Raw genomic sequence first — 13551 nt, 5'->3', positions numbered from 1 at the left:
CTGGATAGACCGCCATTGCGGCAAATTCCAGCAGGGAAACAGGCTTGTGATCAATCACCCGGCAGGGAGATGCCGAGCGCCTGACGCAGGGCGATGGCATTGGCGGGGGCGTGCAATTTGTCCTCATGCACGAAATAGGCGAACACATCGCGACCGGCTTCGGCCCAGCCTTTCGCCACCTCGGCCCATTCAACAATGTCGTCCGGTGTGTAACCATTGGCACCGGGATGGGCCGGCCCCTGCAGGCGGCAATAGGCAAAGTCGGCGGTCAGTTCGCGCGATGGGTTTTCCGCGGTGTCGGCAATGACGCGGGCGACATTGTGCGCAGCGAGCAGCGCGTTGACCTCCGGGTCATCAAAACTGGCATGGCGCATTTCAACGGCGTGGCGGATCGGCCCGACACCATCGGTGGTGAGAAAAGGGGGCGATTTCAGCTGCCCGTCGGCCTTGCTGGCGAAGGCGACATAATCGGCGCTGGTACGGGGCAGCAGCGCCAGAAAGCCCTCAAGCACGTCGCGGTGATAGGTCTGGTTGGGCGGCAGTTGCCAGATGAAGGGGCCAAGTTTGCTGCCCAGCGCCAGCGGTCCCGAAGCGAAGAAATTGGCGAGTTCGGACTCGCAGTTCTTGAGCCGCTTGATGTGGGTTACGAGTTGTGGTCCCTTGATGGAAAAGACAAACCCGTCGCGCGCCTCGCCCGCCCATTTGGCAAAGCTCTCCGGCTTCTGGTTGGCGCGGAAGGTGGCGTTGATCTCGATGCTGCCGAGGCGCGAGCTGGCATAGGCCAGCTCCTTTTTCTGCACGAGGCCATCGGGATAGAAAGTGCCGCGCCAGGGCTCAAAGACCCAGCCCGCCGTTCCGGTGCGCACCGCGCCCACTGTGGTCATGACATTCTCTCCCCGGATGACTGCTGGCGAGCCTAACCAAATCGTCCCATCCCCGCCAGAGCGGCGCTGGTTCGAGGGCCTTGCCATGAGAAAAGGGGCCGGCCGAAGCCAACCCCTTCCTACTGCATGGGACGTAAGGACGGCTGACTAGAACTTGTAGTTGATACCGGCGCGGACGACGCTGAAGCGCTGGCTTGAGTCGATATTGCCGATACCAACGGGCAGGCCGTTATAGGTCTGGGTGCCGAGGTCGACGTAGAGATACTCGGCCTTGAAGGTGATGTTCTCGGTGGCCTGGGCTTCCAGACCCGCGCCGATGGTCCAGCCCATGTGGGTGGCCGACTGCGAGGTCACGACATTGGCCGGATCGGTGAGGCTGGCAGAACCGCGGCCTGCGGCGACGCCGGCGGTCACATAGGGCATCACCTGGCCAAAGGCCATGCCGGCGCGACCGCGAAGGGTGCCGAAGAAATCGACGCTCGACTTGAAGCTGCCGGTGCCGGGAATGTCCTGGGTGTGGCTGATGCCCGACCACTGCAGGTCTGCTTCGGCGCCAAGCACGAAGCCGCCCATATCCATGTTGTAGCCGACCTGGCCGCCGAGCGTGGCGCCGCCGGTATTGTTTTCGACCTTGGCGCCGCCGCCGGCAGGCTGGCGGGTCAGGGTGCCCCAGCCATAGCCGGCGTTGAGACCAGCGTAGAAGCCAGACCAGCTGGCGGCGGGGGTGGGGGAGTAGACCGGGCTGGGCCCGCTGTTCCAGCCGAGATCGGCAGCCTGGGTCGCGGTGCTCATCAGCAGGATGGCGGAGAGCATGATGCCAATGCGCTTCATGGAAATCCTCGTCGTGAATAAGGGGCTAACAATTTCCCGCAAAATGCGACCGAAAAAATTAACACCACGGTAAGGAACAGGGTTAACGCCATGCAGGAGAGCATGGCAGGCGATCACAAATGCGCTGGGCGCAATTGTGCTGCCTTGGTGCTGCCACAATGCAGTCCCGCCGGGGCTTTTTTGGCGCTGAAGGCGCCGTTGCTAGCGGTAGAAATCGGGGCGCGGGCGCGGGAAGGGGTTAGCCGAAACGACCGCGGCCGGTAGGCCCGGGCGCAGGTCGGTGCCGAGTGAGGCCTCGGTGGTCGGCAGCGTGAACACTGGCGCGTGATACGGGCGCGGGCGCGGCAAGTTGATCCCGACCGCGATGCGGCCGAGGTCGGTCGCCACATAGGGTGACGACGCGATGGTGTCGGTAAGGTAGCTCGGCTGGTCCTTGAGCCCCATCGGGAAGGCGGCCTGCTGGGCGGCGGTGTAGGTGGCGGCGTCCTTGCCGCAGATCAGGGCACGCATGTCGACGGGAGGCGTGCCGACCTTGTTGGTGAGCGCCAGCACGGACTGGCCTGTTGGGGTGGCGCCGCCGGAAAGCCCCTTTAGCACAAGCTCGGCGGCGCGTTCATTGCGCTCGCGGGCCGATGATGCGCCCATGATGACAGCCATCATGTTGCGGCCATTGCGCTGGACGGTGGCCACCATGTTGAGGCCCGAGGCGCAGACAAAGCCCGTCTTCATGCCGGTGGTGCCGGCGAACTTGCCCAGCAGCTTGTTTTCCGACTCCAGCTTCTTGCCGTTGAGCACTACCGTGTCGGTGCCGAAAATGGGCATGTATTGGGGGAAGCTCTGGCGGATATAGAGCGAGAGCACGGCCATGTCGCGGGCCGAGGTGACCTGGCCGATATCGTGCAGGCCATGCGGGTTCACGTAGTGCGTGGCCGTCAGCCCCATGCGGCTGGCGGCATTGTTCATCAGCGCGATGAAGCCGGCTTCGTCGCCGCCCACCGTTTCGGCAATGGAAAGGGCGATGTCGTTGGCCGACTTGACCAGCATCAGATAGAGCGCGTCCTGCAGGCTGACGGCGCTGCCCACCGGCAGGCCGGACTTGGAGGGCGCAAGAGCTACAGCCTTCTTGGAGACGATGACCGGGGTATCTAGACTTACCTTGCCCAGGGCGATCTGCTCGAAGGTGACAAAGGCGGTCATCATCTTGGTCAGTGACGCCGGGTGCCAGGGCTGGCCGGCGTCCTGTGCATACAACACATCGAAATTGTCCATATCCACCAGCAGCATCGGGTTGGCGCGCGCAGGTGCCAGGCTCAACACAGCGAGCATGAGGACGAGAACAAGACGACGGGCAAATAGCACGGGAGAGAATTCCGATCCGGCAGGTGGGGGCAGGCGGGCCCCTCTTAGCAAAAACACCGCTTTTGCTCAATGCGGGGAGGTCACCCTGACATCCTTTTGAACTCCGCATCCTACTGCCAGCTTCTGACAGCGGTACCCTTCACGGTGCGTGCAGACAAATTAGGAGGCTGCATTGACGACGATTGTGACCATTTTGAGCGAGGGCTATGCCGACTGGGAGACGGCCCTGCTCAATGCCGGAGCAAAGCAGTATTTCGGCATCACCACGCAGTTTGCGACGCCCGGCGGGCAGGTGGTGACCTCGGCCGGCGGGCTGCGGGTTATGCCCGATCTGGCGGTCGAGGATATCGATGTCTCCGTCATCGACGCACTGGTGGTGAATGGCGGTACGGCCTGGAGCCGCGAAGATGCGCCTGACGTCAGCGCGGTCCTGGTGGCGGCGCGCGATGCCGGCAAGACCGTGGCTGCCATTTGCGATGCGACGCTGGCTTTGGCGCGCGCCGGCCTGCTCGACGATGTGGCGCATACGTCCAATCACAGCGAGAACCTGACGCCGACGGGCTATCGCGGCGCGGCGCATTATCTCGACCAGCCCCAGGCGGTGGTCGATGGACGGATCGTCACCGCGGCCGGAACGGCCCCGGTGAGCTTCATGGGCGGGGTGCTCGAGTCCCTTGGCCTGCGCACAGGCGATCTCGATTATTATCTGGGCATGTATGGCGCCGAGCATAAGGCGGGGTGATCCGACCTCTCCCGGAGGGAGAAGTCGGTACAGCTGGGGGCAGTATCAGCGGGCGGTGATCGGCGCCTTGCGGGTGCGGCCCCAGACCACCAGCAGCGACAGCGCCAGCAACACGAGGTTCATCGGCAGGGACGTGGCGGTCTCGCCCAGCGAGGCATGGACGCCAATGGCCAGCACCTGGATGATGGCAAAGCCGAGCGCGGCGAGCGGCGTCAGCCAGGGCAGAATGCGGGTCAGGGCGGGCAGGATGACACCGAGGGCGCCGAGGACCTCAACGATACCGATGAAACGCACCAGCAGTTCGGGCGAGTGGCCCACCCAGGCCATCATGGCGGCAAGGGCATCGATGGGCTGGACGGTTTTCATCAGGCCAGCCGATCCAAAGACCAGAGCCAACAAAATCTGGGCGGTCCACAGGCCAATGCTCCACCAATTACGGCTGGCGGTGCCGTTCGTCGTGTCAGTCATACCTCATCGCTCCCTTAATGCCCCCTTGCGACAATCGCTCCCTAGGCACAGAAGAGAACTACCTCTATATTAGTGCCTAGGTTCTCAACAAGAAGGCACAGAAATGTCACTGCACGACACTTCCAAATCTTCCAACTGCCACGCCATGTCGGATGTGCTCAATCGCATTGGCGACAAGTGGAGCGTGATGGTGGTGGGCATGCTCGGACGCAATGGCACGCTGCGGTTCAACGAGCTCAAGCGCATGATCAATGGCGTGAGCCAGCGCATGCTGACGCTGACGCTGCGCAATCTGGAGCGCGATGGTCTGGTTACCCGCACCATCTATCCAGAAGTGCCGCCGCGGGTTGAGTACAGCCTCACCGAAATGGGCAAGACGCTGGAAGTCCCGATCAGCAAGCTGTGGGACTGGTCGGCCGAACACCACACGGCCATCCTCGAAGCCCGCGAGATCTATGACTCGCGCGAGAATGCCGTCGCGGCCGCCGAGCCTCGCAAGGTCGCCTACGTCCGCGGCTGATCATGCCGCCTCCCTGGACGCGCCAAAAGCTGGCCGAACACTGCGCCGCCCTGGGCCTCGGCCCGGGCGATGCGGTGCTCGTCCATGCGGGGCTGCGCGCCGTGGGGCCGATCCTGGGCGGACCCGATGCGCTTATCGCGGCCTTGCGCGACGCGGTCGGTCCCGATGGCACCATCCTGGCCTATTGCGACTGGCAGTTGGAAACGACCGACGATCCCTCGCTGCGCGCGCATATTCCGGCCTTCGATCCGCTCGCGTCCCGCGCCATTCGCGATAATGGCGCGTTTCCCGAACTATTGCGCACCACGCCCGGCGCCTTGCGCAGCGGCAGCCCCGGGGCATCCTGTGCTGCCTTGGGCGGGCGCGCGGCATGGTTCGTTGCCGATCATGCGCTCGACTATGGCTACGGCCCACACTCGTCGTTCGGCAAGTTGGTTGACGCTGGTGGCAAGACGCTGATGTTGGGCGCCCCGCTCGATACCATGACTTTGTTGCACCATGCCGAGCACCTGGCCCGGATTCCCGGCAAGCGCGTGCTGCGCTATGCGGCGCCTATCCGGTTGGATGGCAAAACCGTGTGGCGCGACTTCGAGGAGTTCGATACGGGCCAGCCGGTGGTGGCGGGACTGGACGAGGACTATTTCGAAGAGGTGGTGGAGGATTTTCTGGCCACCGGAGCAGGCCGTCGCGGGCTGATTGGCCACGCGCCATCGGTGCTGGTCGATGCTGCGGCGATTGTCGATTTCGGGACTGCCTGGCTGGAACGACGTTTTGGGAGCCATCCATGAAAAAGGCCCGGGACAGTGCCCGGGCCTCGTTTCGTATCAGATCAGCGCCTTGATCTTCTTCTTGGTCCAGAAGAACCAGTAGTAGATGCCCTGGAACAGGAACATAGCGGAGAAGTTGATCGCCAGTGCCCACCAGATGCCGCTCAACCCGAGGGCGCCCTGGCTCAGGAAATAGGCCAGCGGCAGTTCCACGAGGATGATGCAGCCCAGCGAGATCAGCATCGGCACCAGCACGGTGCCGCTGGCACGCATGATGCCCGCCAGGATGCCGCTCCAGCCAAACACCAGCGCGCTCCACAGCACGATGTGCAGCAGGTGCAGGGTCATGTCGACGACCTTGGGGTCGGTAATGAACAGGGCAACCAGGTGTTCGGAGAACAGATAGGCCAGCAGAACCAGCGCGCCGGTGAGGATTAGGTTCAGCATCATCGCCGTGCGCGAAATGGCCCGCAGCTGGTCGAACTGGCCCGCGCCGATGGCCTGCGCACCCAGAATCGAGCCGGCAATGCCGATCGACATGGCCGGGAACTGCACATAGCTGGTCACCTGGTTGACCGCGCCATAAGCGGCGGTGGCGTCGGAACCGAACCGGTTGACGATGCCCACGATCACGATGGCGGCAACTGAAACCACGATCATCTGCACGCCCGCCGGAATACCCAGCTTGAGGATCAGCCCGAGCAGCTTGGGATTGATCCGCAGATATTTCAGCAGCGTCAGGTCGGGGGCCAGCGGGTGCTTGACGGCGCGCATGTAGAAAAACAGGAAGAGCAGCACCGACATGAAGCCGCAAATGGTGGCGACTGCCGCTGCCATCACGCCGATCTGTGGCAGGCCGAACCAGCCCAGGATCAGCGCCGGCGTCACGACGAGACCGACGACCAGCGAGCCGGCCAGCGCATAGAGCGGGGTCATGGTGTCGCCCACGCCGCGCAGCACCGAGGTGACCATCATGAACAGGAACAGCCCGGGCATGCCGATGAGCATGACGCGGCCATACTGGATGGAAATGTCGAGCACGTTTGCGGGTGCGCCGAGCACGGTCATCATCTGGGGCGCAAACATCGCGCCCACCACGGCGACGATCACGCCGAGCGTGAAGGTCACCGTGATGGTGGTGCCGGTGATTTCCTTGACCTTGTCGACATTCTTTGCGCCCCAGGCCTGCCCGATCAGCACCGTGGCCCCGGCCGACAGCCCGATGATGAACGCAATCAGCAGCATCATGATCGGGAAGAAGGTCGATACCGCCGCCAGCGCCTCAACGCCGATCAACTGGCCGATATAGATGTTGTTGATAGTGCCCGACAGCGACTGCAGGATATTGGCGACCATCAAGGGCACGAGGAAAATAAGAAACCGCCGCCAAAGCGGCTGAGTAGTGGGGTTCATCTGAACGCTCCGAAAGGCCTCAACAAGTTCGCATCACATCACGGGCCCCGAAAACAGCGGGGGCGCTGAATAAGGTTCAGGCCGCTGCAGGGACCGATTCGCACCCCGAAATATGAGGCGCTGGCTGGACGGGCGTTGGAGGCAGGGAATGATACGTCTGCCTCTCTACGCCCCCGCCATGGGAGCGTCAATCGGCTCCATCACTTGCCCGAATAGGCTGCATCACCAATTGTCATTGTGGTTGAACCGAATAACAGGTGCGTCCCCCGCTTTCCCTCGCTACTACTCCGCCATGTCCATTTCCATACCAGCCCCGCAGTCAGTTTCCGACCAGTTCTACGCTGGGGCGCGCGCCTGCATTCCCGTGGTGATCTCGGTGGCAGCCTATGGCGTGGTCTGGGGCGTGTTGGCGCGTGGTGCAGGGCTCAGCCTGCTCGAAGCGGCAATGATGAGTGCGCTGGTCTTTGCCGGCTCTGCCCAGTTCGTGGCGCTCGACCTCTGGACCACAACGCCCTCGACCCTGCCGATCGGTCCGTTGATCCTGGCCGCCCTGATCGTCAATCTGCGTTATCTGCTGCTCACTGCCACCCTGCGCCCGCTGTTCGGAGCGCATGAACAGACCAAGGGCGCGCTCAGCATGGCTTTGGTCTCGGACGAAACCTGGGCCGTGACGATCGGCGAGATGGCAAAGGGGCGCGGCTCCTATGCCTTCCTCATGGGTGGCGCCGTGTTTGCCTATGTCTGCTGGCAGGCCACGACGCTGATTGGCTACAGCCTGGGCTCGGCGATCGATGACCCGGCCAAGTACGGCCTCGACTTTGCCTTCACCGCCACCTTCCTGGCCCTGCTTCTGGGCATGTGGAAGGGCAAGGGCGATCTCATTCCCTGGCTCGTCGGCGGGCTCTCGGCCATCATCGCGGCCAAGCTCATTCCGGGGAGCTGGTATATCCTGGTCGGCGGGATTGTCGGCAGCTTTGCCGGCGCCCTGGCAGAAAGGCTCCGCAATGTTCAGCACTAGTCCGGAAGCCCTGATCGCCATTCTGGGCATGGCCCTGGTGAGCTTTGCGGTCAAGGCCGGCGGCCTGTTGCTGGCCAACCGCCTGCCTACTGATGGCTTCGCCGCCGCATGGCTGCGCCATATTCCGGGGGCCGTTCTGGCCGCTCTGGTCGCGCCGGCGCTGGTGACTGGCAGCCCGGCCGAAATCATCGCCGCTGCCGCGACGGCCCTTGTTTACGTGGTGACGCGAAACCTGCTCGCGGCGATGGCTGCCGGGGTGCTGGTGGTCTATTTCGCGCGGATGTGGCTCGTCGGTTAAAGCTGCAACAGGCAGTTGCGGCGCAACCCGAGCTAGGCTAGAGACTTTTCCCGTGCCCCTCTGGCGGAATGGTAGACGCAGAGGACTCAAAATCCTCCGCCGCGAGGCGTGCCGGTTCGAGTCCGGCGGGGGGCACCACTTTCCTACCCTTTGATGATCGTAAACTGCATCACCCCGCCCTCGGTGCTGGTCGTGCAGGCATGGGCATTCTGCTGGCAGTGCAGAGGAATGTCGATTTTGGCCATGGGATCGGTGGCGAGCACGCGCAGCGTCGCGCCGGGCGGCAGGGCCGCCAGACGTTTTTCCATCTTGAGGACAGGCAGCGGGCATTTCAGCCCGCGCGCGTCGATGACTTCCGGCTCAGTTGCCAAGGACGAGAACCCAGTGAATGCCGTAGCTTGAGCTGGGGTTGAAGCTGACTGCCACGCCGGCCTTGGTGGCATTGGCACGCAGACCCGCGGCATCGTCCGGGTTATTGCGCCAGCCCGAGAAGGTTTCGGCAAAAGTGGCATAGCCGGCGCTGAGCTTCATGGTGGCCAGACCCTGAGGGGTCTTGGGCGGCGTGCCGGTCTGAGAATACTGGGTGGCGAGTGCCTGGGCGGTGCCATCGAGGGCGGGGTCCGAGATCAACGCTGGCAGCCCATTGGTGGCCCGATAGGCATTGACGAGGCCGATGGCCTGAGCCCGGTCGAGGCTGGCGCCCGGCTGGTCCATGCGGGCCGATAGGCCCGGCGACAGGGCGATGGCAGTGCTGCTGCCGCCGCCGCCGACCATGCTGCAGGCCGCCACAGTCATGGCCGCCGCGATGGCTGCGATCGGCAGGAGCGCCGGCTTTAAGAAACGCATGGTGGTCATGGACTGATCCTGAAGTGAGTGACGCTCGCCCCCTAGGAGGACAGCAAGGCCAAAAGATGGTTTGGCCTTCAGTAGCATCACAGCGCTGACCACGAGCTTAACGCGGAGTGAACGAGCGAGCGGTGCCAAACGCCGTCCGAAGTGAACGACCAGCCGTGCCGCGCGTTACCTGACGAGCGATTTGGCCGGGAGGATCGACATGTGCATTGCCTGCAACGGCGGACTTGCCGCCTACACGTCACTCTTAGCGCGCCGTGCCAGCGAGGTCGGCGGTGGCGGATTTGCATACACTGGCTTCCCGACACGGCAATCACCCATCCGCCCCCCCAGCAGTGGTGGCGCGGAAATTCTCTTCCAGGGTGGCACCGTGCTGACCATGGACCCCAGTCGGCCACGTGCCGAAACCGTGGCCGTTTCGGGGGGCAGGATTATCGCGGTGGGCTCGGTCTCCGATTTGGAGGGCCTACGCACGCCGCAGACCAAAATGGTGGATCTGGACGGCGGAACCTTGCTGCCCGGCCTGATCGATCCACACATGCACACCGCGTTTGTCTCTTTCGAAGACTGGATCGACGTGGGTCCCTTCGTGGTCAGGAACCTTGACGAGGTGATTGGCAAGCTGCGCGACGCGGCGGGCAGGGCGGCGCCCGGTGCGTGGGTCCGGGCCTGGCAGTTCGATCCCTCGATCACGCCGGGTCAGGTGCGCATCGAGCGTGGCCTGCTCGATCAGATCGCTCCCGATAATCCGCTCTATGTCTTCGAATCCAATGGGCACATCGCCTATGTGAATTCCCGTGCGCTGGACGTTGCCGGCGTCACACGGGATACGCCCGATCCGCCGCAGGCCCGCTACGTTCGCGATTCCAACGGCGAGCTGACCGGGCGGCTGGAGGAACAGGCGGCCATGGGCCCGTTCATCCTGAAGATGCCGCTGCCGACAGCCGATGAAACCGTGAGTGCGATCAGCCGGTTGTTCGATCTGGCCGCAAGCCGCGGTTGCACCGGTCTGTTCGATTGCAGCCTTGGCGCCCAGGGCCTTGGTGACCTCACCATCCTGCGCGAGGTCATGGCGCTGGACCCGCCGATCCGCTTTGGCGGCGCGCTGGTTTCGACCGGCATGCAAGCCTGGCGAGAGGCTGGCTTCAAGCCGGGAATGGGGGATGACCGGTTCCGGATCGGGGCGGTGAAAGCCTGGAGCGATGGATCAAACCAGGGACGGAGCGGCTACCTGCGCCAACCCTATCTCAACTCGGACGCCCGAGGCTCGCTAAACTACACCCTTGAGCAGCTGACCGCTGCCATCCGCGAGGCCCATGACGATGGTTGGCAGGTCTGCGTGCATGCCAATGGGGACGCGGCCATTGATGTGGCGCTGGATGCCTATCAGACGGTTCTCAAGGACAAGCCTCGCAGTGACCACCGACACAGGATCGAACATTGCTCGATCCTTCATGACGATCAGATCGCGCGGATGAAGGACATGGACCTGTCGCCTTCGTTTTTGATCGGCCATGTTCACTATTGGGGCCGGGCCTTCCGCGACGAGATCCTGGGGCCGGAGCGGGCGGGACGTCTCGATCCCTGTGCATCAGCGCTGCGGGCCGGTTTGCGGCCGACGCTTCATTCTGACTGGAACGTGACGGAGATCGAGCCGTTGCGCATGGTCGAAAACGCCGTGACCCGCACCATGCGCGATGGCGGCAAGGTCCTCAACTCGGCAGAGCGGATTCCGGTCGAGGCGGCCCTGAGAATGGCTACTGCCGACGCGGCGTGGCAGTGCCAGCGCGACTTTACCGGGTCGCTTGAACCCGGCAAGGCGGCGGACCTGGTCGTGCTCGATCAGGATCCCACGCGGGTCGATCCGTCGGCCCTGCGCAGCATTGCCGTGCGGGAAACCTGGCTGGATGGCGAACGGCGATATGTGGGTTAGCCCGCTATTGCGTGAGATCGACGGTCTGGTCATCGGCGAACTGGGGGAGCGTTGAATAGACGTATCCGTCCGGCGTGGTTTCGACCGTGATCACCGAGCGGATATGCAGCTCCAGCTCCTGCCCCACGGCTGCGTTCAGTGCCGTCTGCAGTTGTCCGGTCTGTTCGGGCGAGAGCGCCTGGGGGGTGCGCACCACGACCCAGGCCTTGGGGTGATCCTGCGCCGGGTCGATGGTCACGTTTACCAGGCGGGCGCCGGGATACTGCCGGAGTTGATCTTCCAGGACTCGGTGAACGCCCAGCCGGAGCTCTTCAAGGCCAAAAGTGGAGCGGAAGGAACCATAGAGATAGGAGGCCAGCAGCGCTCCGATGATCAGGTAAACCGCCCCGATCAGCACCAGGCCATAGCGGCGGACCTCTCGATAGGGTGCCGGCCGAAATCCGGCCACCAGGAACACCACCATGGCAGCGAGAGCGATGGCGACAAAGTTGGTGAGGAAGTTGAGAAATGCCCCCACGGCGGGTCCGCTCAAGCCGCGCACGGCGAGCACGGCGCATGAGGTCAGTGGCGGCACAAGCGCGGTCGAAATGGCGATGCCCACCATGGCGCCGCTTAGGCGCTTGGAAACCGACGCGTATCCCGCGGCCGCACCGCCCGCGAGGGCCACGCAGAGATCGAGGATGGTCGGCTGGGTCCGGCCGAGGATCTCGCTGCCGATCGGCAAATTGCGAAACAACAGGCCAACCGCGGCAGCGCAGCTCATCACCAGGATCACCCCGATCAACTCGCTGCGAAAGGCTTTCCAGAAGCCCTCGATATCGGCTTCGGCCAGGGACAGGGCAATCCCCAGGATCGGCCCCATCAGCATGGCGATGAGCATGGCACCGATAATGACCGCGGGCGAGTTCTGGAACAGGCCAAAGCCAGCGATCAGTGTCGCCGCGGCGTTCATCAGCAGATAGCCCGGGGTAACCTGCGCGTTGCCCCAGACTTCGGCCCGCACTTCGCTCATGCGGGCGCCGGTCAAACTCCAGCGAGCCTGGGTCTTGTTAGGTTCGTCGACCATTCAAAACGCCGCTCCCAATAACCATTTCGTATTGCAGGCATTCGGGAGGCCTGCGCCCCGTCCGGAACGGGCGGGGCGCCAAGCCTACATGGCCGAGGCCATGAACTTGCCTTCGTCGCAAAGGGCGACGGTGAGCTTGGTGACATCGATCTTGGATCCGTCTTCCATCCACCCTGCGGTGGTCGATGGCGTTGCGGCGGGGGCAGCTGCAGCCGCCGGTTCCGCCTTCCTGAGTTCATCGCATTTGGCCTGAACCTCGGTCACCTGATCCGCCGGCACCGCTTTGCCACTGATCATGTGCTCCTCTTGCGCAAAGGCGTAGCCAGAAAATGCCATTGAAGACACGATGGCAGCGACAGACAGAACTGATCTGACATTCATTGCACTTCTCCTCAAATCGTCCGCGTTTGCGGAACGTATTGTAACGGCGGTCCGCACGAACGGTTGCGACGGCCGAAAAATGTGAACAGGGCCTGCCCTCCCGGCGGTGCAACTGCGGCCGCGGTGAGGAGTTTACTTCACGGACCTATGTGGGGCGGCAACAGGAGGCGAGCATGCCCCAAGGCGACAAATCGGCCTACACAGACAAGCAAAAGCGCAGGGCCGAGCACATCGAGGATAGCTACGAAAGTCGCGGCGTGTCTTCCGATGAGGCGGAGCGGCGCGCCTGGGCCACCGTCAACAAGCAGGATGGCGGTGGCCAGAAGTCGGGCTCGGGGCGCAAGGCCAGCAAGAAGTAGGTCGCTGCCCTGTCAGGATGGAGAGATTATCATGGTGTATCCAATTGACCCCGCCATGCGAGAGCCCAAAGGCGATCACAATCGCCGCCTCGCGCTTGGCATGGATATCGAAGCCTTTGCCAGCGAGGCCGGACTGACCCGCGATCAGGTCTACGCGTATGAAATGACCAGCCCTGACCACGACTTCGATCTGGCAGTGGCGCAAAACTACGGCATCGCGCTCGAAAGACTGGAAGCGCATCCCCCGTCATCGCAGGTGGTCAGAAACATCTAAAGGTCAAAGCAGGAAGCAGGAGGAAAAAATGTCCGACTTGGAACACACCGGGATGGAATTTATCGAACCGTTCTTTTTGTTCGCGGCTTTCCTATGGGTGCTGGGCGCCCTGTTCTTCATATCCATGGCCGCGATGGGGTCCGCCGCTTTCTAGGGTAGATCCCGGTAGATCCCCATCAGCCAATCCAGCGTAATACAAAGTGGTGATCTCGACGGGATTCGAACCCATGACCCCCGGATTAGGAATCCGGTGCTCTATCCTGCTGAGCTACGAGACCACAGGGCGTGGATAGCAAATGTGCGGGGCCAGCGAAACCCTTTACGCGTCCAACAGCTTGGCCCTGTGCATGCCGGTTGCCGACAGACAAAAGGGCACGGCTGGCGAG

17 protein-coding genes, 2 tRNA genes and 1 pseudogene are annotated in these 13551 nt (G+C 63.2%); 10 read left to right on the top strand and 10 right to left on the bottom strand.

Annotated elements, in window-relative coordinates; translation table 11 throughout:
- Positions 1-50: 50 nt before the first annotated feature.
- From ACZ5WT_RS04250 to ACZ5WT_RS04240, 3 genes are all read right to left on the bottom strand, one after another.
- Complete coding sequence (locus ACZ5WT_RS04250; RefSeq protein ID WP_464286141.1) at positions 51-884, bottom strand: DUF72 domain-containing protein; 834 nt, start codon at positions 882-884, stop codon at positions 51-53.
- Positions 885-1031: 147 nt separating this feature from the next.
- Positions 1032-1715: an outer membrane protein gene (locus tag ACZ5WT_RS04245; protein ID WP_464286140.1), complete on the bottom strand. Its 684-nt coding sequence runs from the start codon at positions 1713-1715 to the stop codon at positions 1032-1034.
- Between the two features lie 201 nt (positions 1716-1916).
- The gene (locus tag ACZ5WT_RS04240; RefSeq protein WP_464286139.1) at positions 1917-3029 is read right to left on the bottom strand and encodes a D-alanyl-D-alanine carboxypeptidase family protein; all 1113 of its coding nucleotides are present in this window, start codon (positions 3027-3029) and stop codon (positions 1917-1919) included.
- A 217-nt stretch (positions 3030-3246) separates the two neighbouring features.
- Between ACZ5WT_RS04240 and ACZ5WT_RS04235 the strand changes: the two genes are divergently transcribed.
- On the top strand, positions 3247-3816 hold the full coding sequence (locus ACZ5WT_RS04235) for a DJ-1/PfpI family protein (protein WP_464286138.1): 570 nt from the start codon (positions 3247-3249) through the stop codon (positions 3814-3816).
- Positions 3817-3861: 45 nt separating this feature from the next.
- Here the strand turns inward: ACZ5WT_RS04235 and ACZ5WT_RS04230 are convergent, their stop codons facing one another.
- Positions 3862-4284: a DoxX family protein gene (locus ACZ5WT_RS04230; RefSeq protein WP_464286137.1), complete on the bottom strand. Its 423-nt coding sequence runs from the start codon at positions 4282-4284 to the stop codon at positions 3862-3864.
- Positions 4285-4387: 103 nt separating this feature from the next.
- Between ACZ5WT_RS04230 and ACZ5WT_RS04225 the strand changes: the two genes are divergently transcribed.
- Positions 4388-4804 carry a winged helix-turn-helix transcriptional regulator gene (locus tag ACZ5WT_RS04225; RefSeq protein ID WP_464286136.1) on the top strand — a complete coding sequence of 139 codons (417 nt, stop codon included), beginning with the start codon at positions 4388-4390 and terminating at the stop codon, positions 4802-4804.
- Positions 4805-4806: 2 nt separating this feature from the next.
- On the top strand, positions 4807-5592 hold the full coding sequence (gene aac(3), locus ACZ5WT_RS04220; protein WP_464286135.1) for an aminoglycoside 3-N-acetyltransferase: 786 nt from the start codon (positions 4807-4809) through the stop codon (positions 5590-5592).
- 36 nt (positions 5593-5628) lie between these two features.
- On the opposite strand, the gene ACZ5WT_RS04215 is transcribed toward aac(3), so the two are convergent.
- Positions 5629-6984: an MATE family efflux transporter gene (locus ACZ5WT_RS04215; protein ID WP_464286134.1), complete on the bottom strand. Its 1356-nt coding sequence runs from the start codon at positions 6982-6984 to the stop codon at positions 5629-5631.
- A gap of 292 nt (positions 6985-7276) precedes the next feature.
- On the opposite strand from ACZ5WT_RS04215, the gene ACZ5WT_RS04210 reads away from it, so the two are divergent.
- The 3 genes from ACZ5WT_RS04210 to ACZ5WT_RS04200 all read left to right on the top strand — a co-directional run bounded on the left by ACZ5WT_RS04210 (position 7277) and on the right by ACZ5WT_RS04200 (position 8438).
- A complete protein-coding gene (locus ACZ5WT_RS04210) occupies positions 7277-8002 on the top strand; it encodes an AzlC family ABC transporter permease (RefSeq protein WP_464286133.1) in 726 nt (241 codons plus the stop codon).
- Positions 7989-8300, top strand: coding sequence for an AzlD domain-containing protein (locus ACZ5WT_RS04205; RefSeq protein WP_464286132.1), 312 nt, complete (start codon positions 7989-7991; stop codon positions 8298-8300). Before ACZ5WT_RS04210 ends, ACZ5WT_RS04205 begins: the two co-directional genes overlap by 14 nt.
- Before the next feature lie 54 nt (positions 8301-8354).
- A tRNA-Leu gene (locus tag ACZ5WT_RS04200) sits at positions 8355-8438 on the top strand.
- A 5-nt stretch (positions 8439-8443) separates the two neighbouring features.
- Here the strand turns inward: ACZ5WT_RS04200 and ACZ5WT_RS04195 are convergent.
- Complete coding sequence (locus tag ACZ5WT_RS04195; RefSeq protein ID WP_464286131.1) at positions 8444-8671, bottom strand: sulfurtransferase TusA family protein; 228 nt, start codon at positions 8669-8671, stop codon at positions 8444-8446.
- Positions 8661-9155, bottom strand: a complete 495-nt coding sequence (locus tag ACZ5WT_RS04190; RefSeq protein ID WP_464286130.1) for a CAP domain-containing protein — start codon at positions 9153-9155, stop codon at positions 8661-8663. Before ACZ5WT_RS04190 ends, ACZ5WT_RS04195 begins: the two co-directional genes overlap by 11 nt.
- A gap of 199 nt (positions 9156-9354) precedes the next feature.
- Here ACZ5WT_RS04190 and ACZ5WT_RS04185 point away from each other — a divergent pair, with 199 nt between their 5' ends.
- Complete coding sequence (locus ACZ5WT_RS04185) at positions 9355-11085, top strand: amidohydrolase (protein WP_464286129.1); 1731 nt, start codon at positions 9355-9357, stop codon at positions 11083-11085.
- A 4-nt stretch (positions 11086-11089) separates the two neighbouring features.
- Here the strand turns inward: ACZ5WT_RS04185 and ACZ5WT_RS04180 are convergent, their stop codons facing one another.
- Positions 11090-12151: a DUF389 domain-containing protein gene (locus ACZ5WT_RS04180; protein WP_464286128.1), complete on the bottom strand. Its 1062-nt coding sequence runs from the start codon at positions 12149-12151 to the stop codon at positions 11090-11092.
- Between the two features lie 84 nt (positions 12152-12235).
- The gene (locus ACZ5WT_RS04175; protein ID WP_464286127.1) at positions 12236-12448 is read right to left on the bottom strand and encodes a hypothetical protein; all 213 of its coding nucleotides are present in this window, start codon (positions 12446-12448) and stop codon (positions 12236-12238) included.
- A gap of 257 nt (positions 12449-12705) precedes the next feature.
- Between ACZ5WT_RS04175 and ACZ5WT_RS04170 the strand changes: the two are divergent.
- The 3 genes and pseudogenes from ACZ5WT_RS04170 to ACZ5WT_RS04160 form a co-directional block, all read left to right on the top strand.
- Positions 12706-12873 (top strand): annotated as a pseudogene (locus tag ACZ5WT_RS04170) (plasmid stabilization protein); the annotation flags it as partial.
- Positions 12874-12922: 49 nt separating this feature from the next.
- Positions 12923-13165, top strand: a complete 243-nt coding sequence (locus ACZ5WT_RS04165; RefSeq protein ID WP_464286126.1) for a helix-turn-helix domain-containing protein — start codon at positions 12923-12925, stop codon at positions 13163-13165.
- A gap of 28 nt (positions 13166-13193) precedes the next feature.
- Positions 13194-13319 carry a hypothetical protein gene (locus tag ACZ5WT_RS04160; protein WP_464286125.1) on the top strand — a complete coding sequence of 42 codons (126 nt, stop codon included), beginning with the start codon at positions 13194-13196 and terminating at the stop codon, positions 13317-13319.
- A 47-nt stretch (positions 13320-13366) separates the two neighbouring features.
- Here ACZ5WT_RS04160 and ACZ5WT_RS04155 read toward each other — a convergent pair.
- Positions 13367-13443: transfer RNA gene (locus tag ACZ5WT_RS04155), tRNA-Arg, on the bottom strand.
- Between the last annotated feature and the right edge of the window lie 108 nt (positions 13444-13551).

Source organism: Devosia sp. T2-14 (assembly GCF_055397495.1).
Note: the sequence above shows the minus strand (reverse complement) of the source record. Positions and strands in the feature narration are given on the sequence as shown.